Source organism: Stakelama sediminis, from assembly GCF_014199335.1.
Classification (GTDB): domain Bacteria; phylum Pseudomonadota; class Alphaproteobacteria; order Sphingomonadales; family Sphingomonadaceae; genus Sphingomonas; species Sphingomonas sediminis.
Window position 1 is genome coordinate 182,033 of the sequence record NZ_JACIJI010000001.1, and the last position, 17,162, is coordinate 199,194.

Here is a 17,162-nt window from a genome sequence, read left to right on the forward strand (position 1 = left end):
GAAATGTGATGACTTGTCTGCATCACACGCCACGGGAGTCGATCATGCAATTGCAAAGCGGCATTCAAACTGCCCTGCCCCATCGCCAGCCGGACCGGCTCGCCACCCGGATATTGCTCTATGCAATCCGCCGGATCGGTGGCGGTGGCCTGCACGAAGCCGGTGCGGCGAACGCATTCTTCAATCTGTTCGGCAAGGGGTTTCAGCAGCCGCTGACGCTGTTGCGCGCATTGATGGCAGACATGTCGCGCCTCTCTGCACGACCGATTACGCTCGCACCGTGTTGCTGCCCGCGCATGACCGCCGACGAACGGATGCTGATCGACCTGCTGGCGCGTGTCTGCACCCGCCCCGCGAGTGCGGCCCTTCTGCTGGACGATCTGCTCGCCGCACCGCGCAGCGGTGCCGTCCTGCCCACGGCTCATCTCCTCGCCGCTGCCTTCGCCGATGGCGGCCACCCGCTGGAGGATTAGGCTTCTCCGTCGTCGCGGACGTCGCCCGGTCCTTCGATCCCGGCGCTGCCGATCGACCGGTCGACCAGCCCGCTTTTCAGCATCCAGGCGTAAAGAAACACTCCGGGCAGCGCGATCACCGTCGTCAGGATGTAGAAATTGACATAGCCCATCGCTTCGATCAGCGCGCCTGCGGTGGTGCCGGTAATTAACCGCCCAACGATCGCGGCGCCAGCCGAAATCAAGGCATATTGCGACGCGGTGAATCGCAAGTCGCACAGTGCCGAGAAATAAGCGACGACGACAACGCCACCGAAGCCACTGGCGAAATTCTCGAACCCGATTGCGCCCGCCATGCCGATATTGGAATGCCCTGCCGCAGCCAGTCCTGCAAAACTGAGGTTCGAAACCGCCATCAGGATCAGCGCAAACAACACAGACCGCTTCATCCCCATCTTTTCGTAGAGGATCCCACCGACAAAAATGCCGATCAGATAGGCCCAGAAGCCCAGCCCGACATCGTAAAAAGCAATTTCGTCATTGGTGAAGCCGAGATCGTCGAACAACAGCCGGAACGTCAGATTGGCCAGCGTATCGCCGATTTTGTGGATCAGGATGAAGATCAGCACGATGATCGCGCCTTCGCGGCTGAAGAACTGAACGATCGGTTCCCATACGGTACGCGCTATGGCGTCGAACCCCTTGCGCTCGACCGGATCACGGTGCCGTGGCGGCTCACCCAGCAACAGGCCCGTCGCGATGGCCGGCAGCGCCAGCAGGGCGCAAACCAGATAAGCCGCCTGCCAGCCCGACCGTTCCGCCACGACCAGCGCCAGCGCGCCTGCCCCCGCAGAACCTATACGCCAGCCATATTGCGACATTCCCGATCCGACACCCAGCTGACGCGGCTCCAGTATCTCAATGCGATAGGCGTCGATGACGATGTCGAACGTGGAACTTGCGAATGCCACCAGAATAGCGGCCACTGCGGTCGCACCAATATCGCTTGTCGGCCGTTGAATCGCCAGATTCACGACAGCCGCCATCACCAGAATCCCGGTCACGATCAGCCAAGATACGCGCTGCCCCAATCGACCCAGCAGCGGAATATGGACCCCGTCGACAATCCACGCCCAAAGCCATTTGAAGCTATAGACAAGGAACGCCAGACTGAATGCCGTGATCGTCGATTTCTTAATGCCGTCCTGCGCCAGCCGCGTGGTCAGCGTTGCCGCAATCATCGCAAAGGGAAAGCCGGAGGAAATGCCCAGCGCCAGCGCCGCCAGCGGAGCTTTTTCCAGATAAGGGGCAACCGCGATTGCCCATCCCCGCTCCGACTGCCCTTTGGCTTCATCCATCAACAACGCTCCCCGGTCCGCTTTTCCGGCGCAACCCTAACGACAATCGACGGAATTCCCAGCCCTGTTTACCGTCACGCGCGGTGCGGCGTGCGGTTCAGGCGGTTTCCAGAAACAGGCTGAAATTATTCGGCAGCTTGCCCAGCTTGTTACCGGCCATGACCCGGTCGATAGCATCGATCGCCGCGCGCAGATCGCGATGGGAATAGGGCTTGGCCAGGCATCCCGCGGCAACTTCGCGCGCTTCGGTCGGACAGGCGCCGGTGACGAACAACGCCGGTATGCTTCGTGCATGGGCAGTGCGCGCCACGTCGATCCCGCTGCCATCGGCCAGATTCACATCGACCAGCACCAGATCGATCTCGATGCCTTCGCCGATGGTGGCGACAGCATCGGCCACACGGTCCACCGTCCGCACAATCTCGAACCCGGCATCGCCCAGCATATGCTCCGTGTCGAACGCGACGAGCGGTTCGTCCTCGACAATCAGAATCTTTTTGATTTTTCTCTTCTTTTTGCTGAACAGCATGACACCCGCTAACCCTGAACCCGAACGGCCTGCGACCGCCCTGTACCATCCAACGCCATATCGCGCCGTTCGTTTCCTGCAGCAAAGTTTTTGCTCTCGCCGCTAAAACAACTATCACCGCGCGCGTGACTCAGTCTTCATCCAGCAAAGCGCAGCGCATTGCCAAGCTGCTTGCCCGCGCCGGTATCGCCTCGCGCCGCGAAATCGAGCGCATGATCGCCGATGGCCGTATCGCCATAGACGGCAAGGTGCTCGATACGCCCGCCACGCTGATCACATCGCTGCGTGGTGTGACGGTCGATGGAAACCCGGTGGAGGCACCTGCACCCGCCCGCCTGTTCCTGTTTCACAAGCCTGCAGGCGTGCTTGTGACCGAACGCGATCCGAAAGGCCGTCCGACTATTTACGATCGCCTGCCCAGGGGATTGCCGCGACTGGTGCCGGTCGGGCGCCTTGACCTCAATACCGAGGGACTGTTGTTGCTGACCACCGATGGCGGGCTGAAGCGTCAGCTTGAACTGCCCGCCAGTCAGGTCGAACGTGTGTATCGCGCCCGTGCCTTCGGCAAGGTCAGTCAGGATCAGTTGGAGGAACTGATCGACGGTGTCGAAATCGACGGCGTGCGCTATGGCCGGATCGACGCCAATCTGGAACGCCGCACCGGTGCCAATGTCTGGATCGAGATGCGGTTGAGCGAGGGCAAGAACCGCGAAGTCCGCCGGGTGCTCGAACATCTGGGGCTAAAGGTTTCGCGGCTGATCCGGCTAGCCTATGGCCCGTTCGTGCTGGGCGATCTGGAACCCGGTCAGGTCGCGGAAATCCGCCGCCATGACATTGTCGCCTTTCGCAAGACGCTCGACCTGCCGTCCGATCGCCGCATGAGCACGCCGATCGTCGGCACGCTTGTCACCGAAACAGCGAAGGACACGCCGCCCAGACCCGAGCGCCCGAACCGGGCCGCCGCGTTCAAGGCGCGTCAGCGGGCCAGTGGCAAGCCAACCGATAGCAAAGGGCCGACGCCGCGCACGCGCGCTGCGCGACCTGCCCGCCCCGTCCCGAAACCGCGCCGCCCACGAAAGCCCAAAGCGTGAGGATCATCGCCGGGCAATGGCGCGGCCGCCCGCTCGCGGCACCAAAGGGCAGCGCCACGCGCCCTACCGCAGACCGTACCCGCGAGGCGCTGTTTTCGATGCTCGCCAGCCGGGTCGGCGATTTCGACGGTCTGGCGGTCGGTGATCTGTTCGCCGGGTCCGGTGCGCTGGGGCTGGAGGCGCTGTCTCGCGGTGCCGCCCATTGCCTGTTCGTCGAACAGGATCGCAATGCAATCGCCGCCCTGCGCGACAATATCGACCGGCTGGGTGCAGGCGGTGCGGAGGTACGCGCGCACTCCGTCCTCGCGCTTGGCCCCGCGCCGAAGCCGCTCGACATCCTGTTGCTCGATCCGCCCTATGGCACCGGTGCAGGCGCAGTGGCTCTGGACAAGCTCGGACGGCTGGGCTGGGTCGCACCGCATAGCTGGATCAGCATCGAAACCGCACGCAACGAACCCGTGCAGGTGAAGGGGTTCACGATCGACTCAGAGCGCAATCATGGCAAAGCGAAGCTGACGCTATTACGTCCCGACGCTTAAATCCGGCACTGTGGCGTAATTTCGTTGTCCCGTTCATCGTCGCGTAAGCCATAATGTGATGCATGGGTATATTGGTTCTGTCGGAGAGTGCCATGCCCGAATCGCCCTGGAAACGTATTGTTGCAGCCGGTGCCCTTGCTCTGGCGGCAGGCTGGCTTGCCGCCTATCACAACCCCACCGACCGCATAGAACATCATGTCGACAGCGATTTTGCGCGAGCCGAACAAATCGCGATGCGCGCCTCCAGCGCGTTGCAGAACCGCACACCGACGCCCCCCGCCCTTCGTCGAATGCACGCCTGATTTCCGATCGGGGGGGGCTGACGCCCGCCCCTCTTTTTGTCAAAAGGGCGGCATGACCAGCACTGCCATCGACAGTATGCCGAATTTAGGTTCCGACTATCCGGCCGAGCCCGTTATTGAACGTATTATGGCCCGGCCGGATGTGCAGAAAACACCCAGCCCGAAACTGACTCTGTTCACCTGCAAGCGCTTCCTCGACCCAGATTTTTGCGCGGCGATCATGCAGCGGATCGATGCAGAACGTCGCCCCTCGACCGTCAGCGATTTCAACGGCGACCATTATTTCCGGACAAGCGAAACCTGCGACCTGAACGGAGAAGACCCGGTCGTCGCCGAACTGAACCGGCGGATCATCGCCTTTACCGGTCTCGATCCCGCGCATGGTGAACCCGTTCAGGGGCAGCGGTACGCCGTGGGGCAGGAGTTCAAGGCGCACACCGACTATTTCGAACCGTCAGGTGTCGATTATGACAAATATTGCAGCGTCGCCGGACAACGCACCTGGACGGTCATGCTCTACCTCAACGAACCCGAAGCAGGCGGAGCCACCCGGTTCAGGGCGATCGACAAGATCGTCAAGCCGGAGACAGGAAAGCTGCTCGCCTGGAACAATCTGCGTCCTGACGGCAGCCCTAACCCTTCCACGCTGCATCACGCGATGAAGGTACGCGGCGGCACCAAATATGTCGTCACCAAATGGTTTCGCGAACGTCCCTGGGGGTAAGCGGCGGAGGCCGCAAGGCTGAAGTATCGCCGTGAGGAACGGAGCGACGCAGCAGTCCAGCTTTCATAATGGCGCTGGATTGCTTCGCTACGCTCGCAAGGGCGATGGATAATACGCCATGGATGGACTCCTAGGGTGCCACAATGGACCATCATCACCGAATGACGTTCAACGGTTCGCCCATCAAAAAAGGCCCGCCGGAATATCCGACGGGCCTTTTTTGATGGTGGGCGCGGCTGGGATTGAACCAGCGACCCCTGCGGTGTGAACACAGTGCTCTACCACTGAGCTACGCGCCCGAGACCTTCACAAAACCGGAAGGGACGCGAGCCTTTAGTAAAGCCCGCGCCCCTTGTCCAGTTCCGAAAACGGATCTTAGTTGACCGCGTCTTTCAGGCCCTTGCCGGCCTTGAACTTCGGCTGGGTCGACGCCTTGATGGTCATCGGTTCGCCGGTGCGCGGGTTGCGGCCGGTGGAGGCCTTGCGCTTGCTGACGGAGAAGGTGCCGAAGCCGACCAGACGCACTTCGTCGCCCTTCTTCAGCGCGCCGCTGATGGTTTCGAAAACGGCTTCAACGGCCTTGCCGGCATCGCCCTTGCTCAGCCCGGAATGGTCGGCAACCTGTCCGATCAGTTCTTGTTTATTCATCTTTCTGGGAACCCCCTGTCTTGTGGTTGGAAGTCAGTTCGTAATCTTTTGCGGCGTTCAGACCGAACGCGTAATAAGCCGCGTCCTACCCCAGCATGTCAAAGCAAAACAGGGGTTTTTGGTCGAAAAACTGCAAAAATATCCTCTTAATGCGGCAGACTGCCGCTTGCGGGCCCTGAACCGGGCTGCGGCTGGGCAGCCAGTTCGTCCGCATCGGTCCAGTCGATGGGCGTCAGCGACTCGGCCAGTGCGAGTCGCAGCACATCGTCGACATGCCCCACCGGCACGATTTCAAGTCCCTCGCGGATATTCTGCGGGATTTCGGCGAGATCCTTCTCATTCTCGGTCGGGATCAGCACCGTGGTGATGCCGCCGCGCATCGCCGCGAGCAGCTTTTCCTTCAATCCGCCGATCGGCAACACCCGGCCGCGCAGGGTCACTTCACCCGTCATCGCCACATCCTTGCGCACCGGCACGCCGGTCAGGGTCGAGATGATGGACGTAACCAGCCCGATCCCCGCCGAGGGACCGTCCTTGGGCACCGCGCCTTCGGGCAGGTGGACGTGCAGATCCTTGCGCAGGAACAGACTGGGTTTGATGCCATAGGTCGGGGCGCGCGCCTTGACGAAGCTCATCGCGGCCTCGACCGATTCCTTCATCACATCGCCCAGCTTGCCGGTCGTCTTGATCGCGCCCTTGCCGGGCACCGTCACCGACTCGATGGTCAGCAATTCGCCGCCCACCTCGGTCCAGGCCAGCCCCGTCACCGCACCGATCTGGTTTTCCTCCTCACCGATGCCGAAACGGTATTTCCGTACACCAGCAAAATCAGCCAGATTGTCGGGCGTGATGGTGACGCTTTGCACCTTGCCCTCCAGAATCCGGCGCAGCGATTTGCGCGCCAGCCTGGCAATCTCGCGCTCCAGCGTTCGTACACCCGCTTCGCGCGTATAATAGCGGATCAGGTCGCGCAGGCCCTCGGTGGTCAGCGTGAACTCGCCCTGTTTCAGGCCATGCGCCTCCACCTGTTTTTCAACCAGATGGCGTTCGGCGATCTCGACCTTCTCATCCTCGGTATAGCCTTCCAGCCGGATGATCTCCATGCGGTCGAGCAGAGGCTGCGGCAGATTGAGCGTGTTCGCCGTGGTCACGAACATCACGTCCGACAGATCGATGTCGATTTCCAGATAATGATCGTTGAACTTGCTGTTCTGTTCGGGGTCCAGCACTTCCAGCAGCGCCGATGCCGGATCGCCGCGGAAATCCTGTCCCAACTTGTCGATCTCGTCGAGCAGGAACAGCGGGTTCGAGGTGCCGGCCTTTTTCAGGTTCGACACGATCTTGCCCGGCAGCGACCCGATATAGGTGCGCCGATGGCCGCGGATCTCCGCCTCGTCGCGCACGCCGCCGAGCGACTGGCGCACGAATTCGCGCCCCGTCGCCCTGGCGATCGACTTGCCGAGGCTGGTCTTGCCCACGCCGGGAGGGCCGACAAGGCACAGGATCGGTCCCTTCAGCTTGTTGGTACGCGCCTGAACCGCCAGATATTCGATGATCCGGTCCTTGACCTTTTCCAGCGCGTAATGATCGGCATCGAGCACCGTTTCGGCCTCGGAAAGATCTTTCTTCAGCTTGGATTTCTTGCCCCAGGGCAGGCCGAGCAGCACGTCGAGATAGTTGCGCACCACCGTCGCTTCCGCAGACATCGGGGCCATCGACTTCAGCTTCTTCAGCTCGCCCTGCGCCTTGGACCGCGCTTCCTTGGACAGTTTCAGCTTGGCGATCTTCTGGGTGAGTTCGGCGATCTCGTCGCCCTCGCCCTCTTCGCCCTCATTGCCGAGTTCGCGCTGAATCGCCTTCAACTGCTCGTTGAGATAATATTCGCGCTGCGTCTTCTCCATCTGGCGCTTGACGCGGCTCTTGATCTTCTTCTCGACCTGCAACACGCCGAGTTCGCCTTCCATGAAGGCATAGACCATTTCCAGCCGCTTGGCCGGGTCCATTTCGACCAGCAGCGCCTGCTTGTCCGCCACCTTGATGGCGATATTGGCGGCCACCGCATCCGACAGGCGCGAAGCATCGTCCAGTTCGCCGAGCTGCACCGCCGTTTCGGAAGGCAGCTTGCGGTTGAGCTTCGCGTAATTTTCGAACTGGTCGACCACGGAGCGCATCAGCGCCTGCAATTCGCGGTTGTCGTCGTCGACCTCTTTTTCATCCACCGGCTCGACACTGGCGGTCAGATAATCGCCTGTCGCCTGAATATCCTTCAGCGCGCCGCGCTCTTTGCCCGACACCAGCACGCGCACCGTGCCGTCGGGCAGTTTCAGCAGTTGCAGCACCTCTGCGGATACACCGGTATCGTACAGGTCGTCACGATCGGGATCGTCCTCGGCAGGATCGAGCTGGGCGACGAGAAAGATTTCCTTGTCATCGGCCATCGCGGCTTCCAGCGCGGCGACCGACTTGTCGCGACCGACGAACAACGGCACGATCATATGTGGGAAAACGACGATGTCGCGAAGCGGCAGTACGGGATAGGCTTGTTTCATGAAAACTCCGAATGCGCCCGGCGGGCACGAACTTTCTCCTTATATGGGGAGAATGAAGCGGGCATCAATCGTCACGGTTACGAAGTCCTTTGCCCTGTCGATTCTCCCGCTGGTCATGCTGACCGCCGCCACGCTTCCGGAAAAAGGGCAACCGCCGCTGACCGCGCAGACCATGCGATCGGGCGGCCCGATCGACCCCGATCAGGCGAAGCTGCATTTCGATCTCGCCGATCTCGCCATTGCCGTGTTCCCGAAGACCGAGACGATTGAGGGCACTGCCACCCTGACTTTCACGGCAAAGGCACCGCTCGACAAGCTGGTGGTCGACCTCGATCGCAACCTGCCGGTTTCGGCCATCGCCATAGACGGGACGCCGCTCGCCCGCTCGGCATGGAGCAACCCGGAAGGGCGCCTGATCATCGCCCTTCCCCATCCGGTAGAAACCGGCGGCAAAGTCGTCGCGCGCATCCGCTATGACGGCACACCCCATGTCGCGGTCAACGCACCCTGGGATGACGGCATGGTCTGGTCGCAAACGCCGTCGGGCAAACCCTGGGCAGCGAGTACCGATGAAGGCTATGGTTGCGACCTGTTCTGGCCGTGCCTCGACTTTCCCACCGGAGAGCCGGGACGGGTGGATATGCACATTACGGTTCCGGCAGGGCTGAAAGCACCGGGCAACGGGGTATTGCAGGGCGTGACCATGCTTCCCGACGGGCGCACCACCTGGAACTGGTCGATCACGCATCCCAACACCTATGCCATCGCTTTGAATGTCGGGCCGTATGCGGAACTGACCGGCAGCTATAAAAGCCGTTACGGCAACACCATCCCGATGCAGCTCTGGTATCTGCCCAGCCACAAGGCAGGGGCCGAACGGCTGTTTTCCGAATTCGCGCCGACGCTCGATTTCTTTGAGGCGAATATCGGCCCCTATCCCTTCGGTGCCGAGAAAATGGGCGTGGTGGAGACACCCTATCTCGGCATGGAGCATCAGACGATTAACGCTTATGGCAACCACTATAAGCCGGGGATCGAGGGGTTCGACTGGCTGTTCCAGCATGAATTCAGCCATGAATGGTTCGGCAATCAGCTTACCGCCGCCAACTGGGACGATTACTGGCTGCATGAAGGATTCGGCGAATATATGCAGCCGCTCTATGCCCGCTGGCGCTCTGGCGAGGCGCTCTACGACTATCTGATGCAGAAGATGCGGGTGCAGATCGCCAACAAGGTACCCATCGTATCCGGCAAGGTGCTGACCGAGGAGCAGGTCTATGAAGGCAGCGACGGCGGTCCCGGCGGCGATATCTATTACAAGGGCGCGTGGGTGCTGCACACGCTGCGCAACGCCATCGGCGACAAGGCATTTTTCGATGCGGCCCGCCGCCTCGTCTATGGCCGCCCCGATCCGAAGCCGGGCAATTTTGCGCCCCGATACGGCGCAACGGACGCATTCGTGAAGATCGTCGATCAGGTGACGGGCAAGGACTATGGCTGGTTCTTCGACATCTATCTGCGCCACGCAGCGCTTCCCGAACTGGAGCAGCAGCGCGCGGGCGACCGGCTGACGCTGCGCTGGAAAGCGCCGAATGGGAAGCCTTTCCCCCTTCCGGTCGAGATACAGGTAAACGGCAAGCTTCGGAAGCTGGCAATGACCGGCGGCAGCGAGACGATCACCGTCCCCGCAGACGCGCATATCGTCATCGATCCCTATGACCGCGACCTCAAACGCTCCGAACGCGTCGAACGCCTGCGTGCATGGCAGGCAAGCCACTAAGAAGAGGGATATTATTCGCCGGTTTTGTCCACCGCCGGTTTCAGGTCGGGCACCCAGCCATAGCCGTCGCCTTTCTTCACGATATACCCGACGCCGGGATAGGGAAAATGCGGCGCGAAAATGCGTTCGTGATCCGCCGCCAGCTTCGCCAGCACCTTTTCGCGGCTCGCCTCACCCTGCTGCTCGTCATTATCGAAGCCCATCGCCCATTGCGGTTTCGCCAGCGAAATGATCGAGCTGTGTACCGTATCGCCGACATCGAACAGATGCCGGCCCTTCGATTCGATCTGATAGCCGACATGGCCCGGGGTATGCCCCGGAATGGCAATCGGCGTGATCCCCGGCAGGATCGGTGTGCCGGGGGTAAAGGGCTTCATCTGCCCCGCCACCGCCCTGACGATGGTCGCAGCCCCCTTGTGTCCCTGCATCCACGCCCATTCGGTTTTCGACATGCGGATCACCGCCTTGGGAAAGGCCGATTTGCCGTCCGCCATAACCAGCCCGCCGACATGATCGCCATGGCTGTGGGTGATCAGCACATCCGTAACCGCATCCGGTTTCACCCCCGCCAGGGCCAGACTCTGCATCAGGTCGCCGCCGATTTTCGGCCCCAGCCCGGTGTCGATCAGCACCACATGCCCCGGCATCTTCACCAGCAGCGCATCGACGCTCAGCATGATCTTGTCGGTCGGCGCACCTGCCTTGCGCAGCACATCCGCGACCGCGCTTTCCGGCTCTCCCACGCCAAAGGTCTTGCCGTCGTTCGGCTCGACAAACGCCATGTCGCGCAGGGACACGAGTTCATACGCCCCGACATGAAAGGGGGTTGCCGCGGGCGGCACCGCTTCCGGCCCGGCAAGTGCCCTTGCTGAAAATATCGTGGCCAGCGCCGCCGCCATCACGGCATATTTTCGGGTACGCTGCATCCTGTCCTCCTGACGGCATTTCGCCCCATATCCTTGCGTCGGAAATTCGCACAACTGGCGGCACATGGGAATAGCCCGGCATGTCGTTCCGGCGCCGTCGCTGCGCAAATATTGCTCCACCGCACCTGTCCCGCTATCCCGTCGCCCATGAAACTCATCATCGGGAACAAGGCCTATTCCTCCTGGTCGCTGCGCGGCTGGCTGGCGGCGAAGCAATCGGGACTGCCGTTCGAGGAAGTGGTCGTCCCGCTCTATAACGCTGACTGGGATAAGCGGCGCGAAGGCGATGAGTTCGCGCCTTCTTCCGGCAAGGTACCGATCCTGTGGGACGGCGACGCGGTGGTGTGGGACAGCCTTGCCATCATCGACTATCTCAATGAAAAGACCGGCAATACGCGGTTTTGGCCAAAGGGAGATGCCGCGCGCGCCATGGCGCGATCCATGGCGGCGGAAATGCATTCCAGCTATGCCGCGCTGCGACGCAAATGCCCGATGAACATTCGCCAGATCTTTCCAGCGCAACAGCCCGACGCGGATGTACTTGCCGACATGTCCCGAATCATGGAATTATGGGCACAGGCACGAGCAAGATTTGGAGGAGACGGCGATTTTCTGTTCGGCGATTTCGGTGCCGCCGACATTATGTTCGCACCGGTAATAACGCGGATCGTGACCTACTCGCTACCGGTGGCGCGCTTTGCCCCTGCCTATATGCAGGCGGTGTTGAGCCATCCGTTCATGCAGGACTGGATCGCGGGCGCACAGGAAGAGGATTGGGTCATTGAACAATTCGAACAACCAGCGACCTGAACGACAACCCGACGGTTTTTCGCCCCAGTATCTGGGCATCGGTGTGGCACTCGGCGTTGCGCTGGGGCTGGCATTCGGCAACATCGCGCTCGGCATCGCCATCGGTGTAGCGCTCGGCGCCGCCTTCGGCAGTATGCGCGCAGGCCCCACCCCCGACAGCGAGGAAGAACAGCCTTAGGCTGAATCGTCTTTCCGGGGTGCCGGCCCGCCACCTATCGTCCCATTCGTCATCCCAGCGAAAGCTGGGATCTCTGGCGATGTACCGAAAACGATCGCGGCTTTCGCTGGGATGACGGAGTCTGAGCGCGCTCTTTCTGTTTGGAAACGCTACCCGAACGCGCTCCCGTCCTTGCGAACGAAGCGACCACCGGTCAGGTGCATGTCGATATCGGGATAGTGGCAATCGCTTTGCGACGGCCTGCCTACCGCGATGAACACGCATTCCGTGTCCGACCGGTTTTGCAGAACATGGCCGTTGCCGTCATCCTTCGGAAACACGGCGCAGTCGCCCGCTCGCATCACGGTTTCACCCGAATCATCGACCAGCACCGCTTCGCCCGTCAGCATCACGACAAACTCATCTTCGTCTTCGTGCCAGTGGCGCTGCGCCGACCATGCGCCGGGTTTCAGCGTGACATGGCTGACGCCGAAATCCGAAAGCCCCGATACGGCCGCCAGCCGCTGGTACCAGCGCCCCTCCACCACGCCTGCATACGCGACCGGATATCCGGTCGCGTTCGTTTGCGGGATTGTATCCAGATCAAGCTTGGGCAATGTCGCCTCCTATGACCGATGCCAGCACCCTGCCCGATTCCCTTGCCTTTACCAAGGCGCTGATTGACGCCGAGAGCATTACGCCCGCACGCGGCGCGGTGTTCGACGTGCTGGAGGCGGCACTGAAGCCGCTGGGCTTTGCCATCGACCGTTTCACCGTGGGCGAAGCACCCGACGGCCCGGTCGAGAATCTGCTGGCGACGCGCGGCAGCGGTGCGCCGCATTTTGCCTTTGCCGGGCATCTCGACGTCGTGCCGCCGGGCAAGGGCTGGACCACCGACCCTTTCCGCGCCGAACAGCGCGGTGCATTGCTCTATGGGCGCGGCGCGGTGGATATGAAGGGTGCGGTCGCCGCGTTCGTCGCGGCGCTCGCCCGTGCGCTGCCCGATCACGGTACGGTCAGCCTGATCATCACCGGCGATGAGGAAGGTCCGGCGGTCTATGGCACCCGCGCGCTGATCGACCGGATGCGCGAACGCGGAATCGCGCCCGATTTCTGCCTGATCGGGGAGCCGACTTCGGTCAATCGGCTGGGCGACACGATCAAGATCGGGCGGCGTGGTTCGGTCAATATCTGGATCACCGTGCCGGGACATCAGGGCCATGTCGCCTATCCCCATCTGGCCGACAATCCCATTCCGAAGCTGGTGCGCGCATTGGCCGATATCGACGCGATCGTGCTGGATGAAGGCACCGACTGGTTTCAGGCGTCGAATATCGAAGTCACCGATCTGGAGGTCGGCAACACCGCGCACAACGTCATCCCCGGCGCTGCACAGGCACGGCTGTCGATCCGCTTCAACGACCTGCATCGCGGCACGGAACTGGTCGAACGGATTGAACGCGCCGTCCATGTCCATACTCCGGATGCCGAAGTGAAGGGCATCGTTTCGGGCGAATCCTTCCTCACCGAACCGGGGCGTCTGTCCGACATCCTGTCCGATGCCATCGAGGATCATGCCGGTATCCGACCCGAACTATCGACCAGCGGCGGCACGTCGGACGGACGTTTCCTCCATGCGCTGTGCCCGGTGGTCGAATTCGGCCTGCTGAACGCGACGATGCACAAACTGGACGAGGCAGTCGCTGTCGCTGACCTCGCCATGCTCACCGATATTTATGAAAGCGTGCTGAAACGCGCCTTTACGCGCTGATCCGGCCTTCGCGCTGGGACCAGTTCAGAAACGCCTCTTCCGCCATCGGACGGGCGATCGCATAACCCTGCAGCGTGTCGCAGCCGATAACCCGCAGCACCTCTGTCTGGGCATCGGTTTCCACGCCCTCGGCAATCGCCTCGCACCCCATGCCGTGAATCAGACCGATCACCGCCTGGGTGATCGCCCGCGCATCGGCGTTGGTGGCGACATGCATGGTCAGGCTGCTGTGCATCTTGATCCGGTCGATCGGCATGGAACGCAGCCGCGACAGGTTGGAATAGCCGGTTCCGAAATTGTCGATCGCGATCCGCGCGCCATCCTCCCGCAACCAGCCGATCGCGCGCAACGCCTCCGGCCCGCATTGCATCAGCACCGTCTCGGTAAATTCCAGTTCCAGCATCGACACCGGCGCGCCCGCGTCCAGCAGGGATTCGCGCAGGCTGTGAAAAAACGGTGCATGGGCAAGCTGGCGCCGGCTGATATTGATGGCCAGCCGCTGTTCGACACCCTGTTCCGCCCAGCGATGCAGTGTATCGGCCACGTCGGCGATTACCCAGTTGCCGATATCGACGATCAGCCCGGTTTCCTCCGCACGCTGCAGAAACCCGGACGGCATCCGCAGGCCCCGCGGATGGCGCCAGCGCAACAGCGCTTCGGCAGCGACGATATCGCCGGTGCGGGCATTAACCTGCGGCTGAAACACCAGCGCGAACTGACGATGCGCCACCGCCATGCGCAAATCGCGCTCAACGGCGCTGCGGCGTTCGACTTCGTCGGCCATCGCCTGGGAAAAGCTGGCTACCTGTCCGCCCCCGGTCGACTTCGCCTCATACATCGCCGCATCCGCGGCGCGCATCAGATCGCTCAGCGTGCGCCCATGGTCCGGGGACATGGCGATACCGATCGACGCCCCGATGGAAATATTCTGCCCGCTGATGAGAAACGGTTCGCTCAATGCGGCCAGAATGGCGCGCGCGGCTTCGTCGGGCTGTTCCTGCCAGCTTACCTGGGACAGGAACATCATGAATTCGTCGCCCGACAACCGGCCTATGATCGCTTCGCCATCACCGCCCGCCCGCGTCGCCACGCTGCGCAACCGGTCGGCGACCATCGCCAGAAGCGCGTCACCCACCGCATGACCCAGCGTATCGTTCACCTGTTTGAACCGGTCGAGATCGATAAAGAACAGGGCCGCGATGTCATCGTCGCCCATGCGGCTCAGCACCCGCTCACAACGGCGACGCAAATGCACCCGGTTGGACAATCCCGTCACCGGATCGAACAGGGCCAGCCGCTCAATATCCTCCATATTGCTGTGCAACTGACGGAAAAGCTTGCGCATTGCATCGGCGAGCAACGGTACCTGTTCCTGCACCGATTGCGGGATCGGGCGCTGCAGATCGCCCTGTGCAGCCTCAGCCAGCCGTAGAATCGCTGCATCCAGTGCAGATGCCGTCGCCGACAGCACACGCTCCGCCGAGGCCCAGCACAAGGCCGCACAGACGATTGCCGGAATCAGCGCATGGATGGCATGGTCGGCTGTCCAGTCGCCATGCGCCGTGGCGAACAAGGCAAGGATGAACGCCACTGCGCCCGCGCACAGCGCAAAGACCACCGCCCGGCCGGTAAGCGAAAATCGTTCCATTGCGCGGCGTGATCCCCCGGCTCGCACATGCGGGCGTGCATGCGCTTCCGGAACTCTGATGCCCGAAAAACATTAAAAAACTGGTGACTGATCCCGGTGGCGGCGCAGAATAATATACAGCGCGCCCGCGCCGCCATGGTGCGGATGGGCACCGCGCACCGCCGCGATGCGATCGCTGTGCCGTGATACGCCCAGCCAGTCGGGCACCGCATCACGGATCGCGCCGCGTGAGAAAGGCCGCTCCAGCCCCGGTCGCGGCGGCTTTCCCGTAATCAGCAAGATCACCCGAACGCCCTCCCGCACAGCCCGGTCGAGCGAGGCATCGAGCAACGCATGGGCAGAGGCAAGCGTATGCCCGTGCAGGTCGATCGTCAGGTCCGGCTGAACACGCCCTCGCGTGATCCGCCGATCCCAGCCGCTGTCGAGGGTCGATGGCGGCGGCACCGGCGGCGATGAACGCCGTACCGGGTGCGGTGTCGCCGGTTTGGAAGGATGCCGGACGGCACGCACCGGTTCGGGCGCAACCGTCTCCGCTTTACCGCGCGCGGGTTTCGCCGGCACGGACGGCGGATGCATCGGCCGCACCGTCGCCGCCACCTTTGCCCATAGCGCCGCTTCTTGGGGACTAAGGGGTCGCCGGGCCATCGGCCTGCAACCGGGCAAGCGTGCCGCGTGGGAGCAGGATGAAGGCAGTGCCATGTGCCGACATACCGCCTGCAATCGCCCGGGCATCCGCTCCTGCCCCCCAATAGGTGTCGAAGCGATTCGCCCCCTTGATCGCACCACCGGTATCCTGCGCCACCCACAATCCCGTGGCGTCCGTGCGATCGGCGGACAGGAATACCGGCGCGCCCAGGGGGATGAAATGCGGGTCGGCGGCAACGCTGCCACGCGGCGTCACCGGCAGGCCGAGCGCGCCCAGCGGCCCTGCCCCTTTCAGCACGCGGAAGAACACGAAGCTCTTGTTTTCACGCAGAAGCTGCTTCCCTTCCGCCGGATGCGCGTGCAGCCATGCCACCATGCCCTGCATCGACGCCTGCCCCGGCGCGAGCAGCCCGCGTTCGCGCATCAGCTTGCCGATACTGGTGTAGCTGCGGCCATTCTGCCCGGCATAGCCAACGCGCATGACCTTGCCGTCGGGCAGGCGCAACCGCCCCGAACCCTGAATTTGCAGGAAAAAGGCTTCGACCGGATCTGCTGCCCAGGCGATTTCCAGATTGCGCCCGGACAACGCGCCCTCTTCAATCTGAGTGCGGTCATAATAGGGCACCAGATCGTCGCCCTGTACGCGTCCGCGAATATGTTTGCCCTGCAAGCTGTCTGAAAACTGGCCCAGATCGACATCGATCAGGTCGCCCGGCCGACCATAGATCGGCGTCTGATAGATGCCGTGGCGATGCAGGGAGGCGCGGATTTCCGGTTCGTAATAGCCGGTTGCGAACAGCTTTCCGTCGCCCACCTGCACGGTTTCGAAATAGCGGTTGAAAAACGCCTTTGCATTGCCGCCGCTTGTCGTTTGCGCGGCGGCGCAGGCGGCCGCCCAGTCGCTGCCGCGTGTCAGCCCGGACGCATCGGGCCGGGTCTGCAACGAAGGGCAGGACAGTCGAAATGCGTCAAGCGCGCGTGCGGCATCGTCATTGCTGAACGGAAGGCTGGATACCGGCGGACCGGCGGCAAGGCCCGCGGCAACCGCAGTTGCCGCGCCGGAAACGGCTGTCGTGTTCGAAACAGGTGCGATCGGCGTGGCGGGCGTGGGCTGTCGGGCCGGTGGGCGTGCCGGAATTCCACCGCTATTGGGGGCAGGACCGCTGGACGGAACCAGTGTTGCGCAGCCCCCGAGCATCAGGGCCAGCGCTATCCCCCCCCATTTTTTCATGA

At 62.3% G+C, this 17,162-nt stretch carries 18 protein-coding genes and 1 tRNA gene; 9 read left to right on the plus strand and 10 right to left on the minus strand.

What is annotated here, in order from left to right; translation table 11 throughout:
* Positions 1-44: 44 nt before the first annotated feature.
* Positions 45-473 carry a DUF6628 family protein gene (locus FHR23_RS00930; protein WP_184001071.1) on the plus strand — a complete coding sequence of 143 codons (429 nt, stop codon included), beginning with the start codon at positions 45-47 and terminating at the stop codon, positions 471-473.
* Here the strand turns inward: FHR23_RS00930 and FHR23_RS00935 are convergent.
* Positions 470-1,810: an AmpG family muropeptide MFS transporter gene (locus FHR23_RS00935; protein ID WP_184001072.1), complete on the minus strand. Its 1,341-nt coding sequence runs from the start codon at positions 1,808-1,810 to the stop codon at positions 470-472. The genes FHR23_RS00930 and FHR23_RS00935 overlap by 4 nt on opposite strands.
* Positions 1,811-1,907: 97 nt before the next feature.
* Entirely contained in the window at positions 1,908-2,339 is a 432-nt protein-coding gene (locus FHR23_RS00940; RefSeq protein ID WP_184001073.1) for a response regulator, read from the minus strand.
* A 125-nt stretch (positions 2,340-2,464) separates the two neighbouring features.
* On the opposite strand from FHR23_RS00940, the gene FHR23_RS00945 reads away from it, so the two are divergent.
* The 4 genes from FHR23_RS00945 (at position 2,465) to FHR23_RS00960 (ending at position 4,995) form a co-directional block, all read left to right on the plus strand.
* Positions 2,465-3,430, plus strand: coding sequence for a pseudouridine synthase (locus FHR23_RS00945; RefSeq protein ID WP_343042921.1), 966 nt, complete (start codon positions 2,465-2,467; stop codon positions 3,428-3,430).
* A complete protein-coding gene (rsmD, locus tag FHR23_RS00950) occupies positions 3,427-3,969 on the plus strand; it encodes a 16S rRNA (guanine(966)-N(2))-methyltransferase RsmD (protein WP_184001074.1) in 543 nt (180 codons plus the stop codon). The genes FHR23_RS00945 and rsmD overlap by 4 nt, the downstream gene beginning before the upstream one ends.
* A gap of 62 nt (positions 3,970-4,031) precedes the next feature.
* Positions 4,032-4,271, plus strand: a complete 240-nt coding sequence (locus FHR23_RS00955) for a hypothetical protein (RefSeq protein WP_184001075.1) — start codon at positions 4,032-4,034, stop codon at positions 4,269-4,271.
* A gap of 52 nt (positions 4,272-4,323) precedes the next feature.
* Positions 4,324-4,995, plus strand: a complete 672-nt coding sequence (locus FHR23_RS00960; RefSeq protein ID WP_184001076.1) for a prolyl hydroxylase family protein — start codon at positions 4,324-4,326, stop codon at positions 4,993-4,995.
* Positions 4,996-5,219: 224 nt separating this feature from the next.
* Here FHR23_RS00960 and FHR23_RS00965 read toward each other — a convergent pair.
* The 3 genes from FHR23_RS00965 to lon all read right to left on the minus strand — a co-directional run bounded on the left by FHR23_RS00965 (position 5,220) and on the right by lon (position 8,192).
* A tRNA-Val gene (locus FHR23_RS00965) sits at positions 5,220-5,294 on the minus strand.
* A 76-nt stretch (positions 5,295-5,370) separates the two neighbouring features.
* Positions 5,371-5,643, minus strand: coding sequence for an HU family DNA-binding protein (locus tag FHR23_RS00970; protein ID WP_184001077.1), 273 nt, complete (start codon positions 5,641-5,643; stop codon positions 5,371-5,373).
* A 146-nt stretch (positions 5,644-5,789) separates the two neighbouring features.
* Complete coding sequence (gene lon / locus FHR23_RS00975; RefSeq protein ID WP_184001078.1) at positions 5,790-8,192, minus strand: endopeptidase La; 2,403 nt, start codon at positions 8,190-8,192, stop codon at positions 5,790-5,792.
* Positions 8,193-8,244: 52 nt separating this feature from the next.
* On the opposite strand from lon, the gene FHR23_RS00980 reads away from it, so the two are divergent.
* Positions 8,245-9,972 (plus strand): M1 family metallopeptidase, encoded by a 1,728-nt coding sequence (locus tag FHR23_RS00980; RefSeq protein ID WP_425506337.1) that lies wholly within the window; start codon positions 8,245-8,247, stop codon positions 9,970-9,972.
* Positions 9,973-9,983: 11 nt separating this feature from the next.
* On the opposite strand, the gene FHR23_RS00985 is transcribed toward FHR23_RS00980, so the two are convergent.
* Complete coding sequence (locus FHR23_RS00985; RefSeq protein WP_184001079.1) at positions 9,984-10,898, minus strand: MBL fold metallo-hydrolase; 915 nt, start codon at positions 10,896-10,898, stop codon at positions 9,984-9,986.
* A gap of 147 nt (positions 10,899-11,045) precedes the next feature.
* Between FHR23_RS00985 and FHR23_RS00990 the strand changes: the two genes are divergently transcribed.
* Both FHR23_RS00990 and FHR23_RS00995 read left to right on the plus strand, forming a co-directional pair.
* Positions 11,046-11,708 (plus strand): glutathione S-transferase family protein, encoded by a 663-nt coding sequence (locus FHR23_RS00990; protein WP_184001080.1) that lies wholly within the window; start codon positions 11,046-11,048, stop codon positions 11,706-11,708.
* A complete protein-coding gene (locus tag FHR23_RS00995) occupies positions 11,680-11,886 on the plus strand; it encodes a glycine zipper domain-containing protein (RefSeq protein ID WP_184002236.1) in 207 nt (68 codons plus the stop codon). Before FHR23_RS00990 ends, FHR23_RS00995 begins: the two co-directional genes overlap by 29 nt.
* A 149-nt stretch (positions 11,887-12,035) precedes the next feature.
* Here the strand turns inward: FHR23_RS00995 and FHR23_RS01000 are convergent, their stop codons facing one another.
* On the minus strand, positions 12,036-12,482 hold the full coding sequence (locus FHR23_RS01000; protein ID WP_184001081.1) for a cupin domain-containing protein: 447 nt from the start codon (positions 12,480-12,482) through the stop codon (positions 12,036-12,038).
* A gap of 11 nt (positions 12,483-12,493) precedes the next feature.
* Between FHR23_RS01000 and dapE the strand changes: the two genes are divergently transcribed.
* Positions 12,494-13,636, plus strand: a complete 1,143-nt coding sequence (gene dapE / locus FHR23_RS01005; RefSeq protein ID WP_184001082.1) for a succinyl-diaminopimelate desuccinylase — start codon at positions 12,494-12,496, stop codon at positions 13,634-13,636.
* Here the strand turns inward: dapE and FHR23_RS01010 are convergent.
* The 3 genes from FHR23_RS01010 to mltA form a co-directional block, all read right to left on the minus strand.
* Complete coding sequence (locus FHR23_RS01010; RefSeq protein ID WP_184001083.1) at positions 13,626-15,284, minus strand: putative bifunctional diguanylate cyclase/phosphodiesterase; 1,659 nt, start codon at positions 15,282-15,284, stop codon at positions 13,626-13,628. The genes dapE and FHR23_RS01010 overlap by 11 nt on opposite strands.
* A 72-nt stretch (positions 15,285-15,356) precedes the next feature.
* Positions 15,357-15,929 carry a Smr/MutS family protein gene (locus FHR23_RS01015; protein ID WP_184001084.1) on the minus strand — a complete coding sequence of 191 codons (573 nt, stop codon included), beginning with the start codon at positions 15,927-15,929 and terminating at the stop codon, positions 15,357-15,359.
* A complete protein-coding gene (gene mltA, locus FHR23_RS01020) occupies positions 15,910-17,160 on the minus strand; it encodes a murein transglycosylase A (RefSeq protein WP_184001085.1) in 1,251 nt (416 codons plus the stop codon). Before mltA ends, FHR23_RS01015 begins: the two co-directional genes overlap by 20 nt.
* Positions 17,161-17,162: the final 2 nt, after the last annotated feature.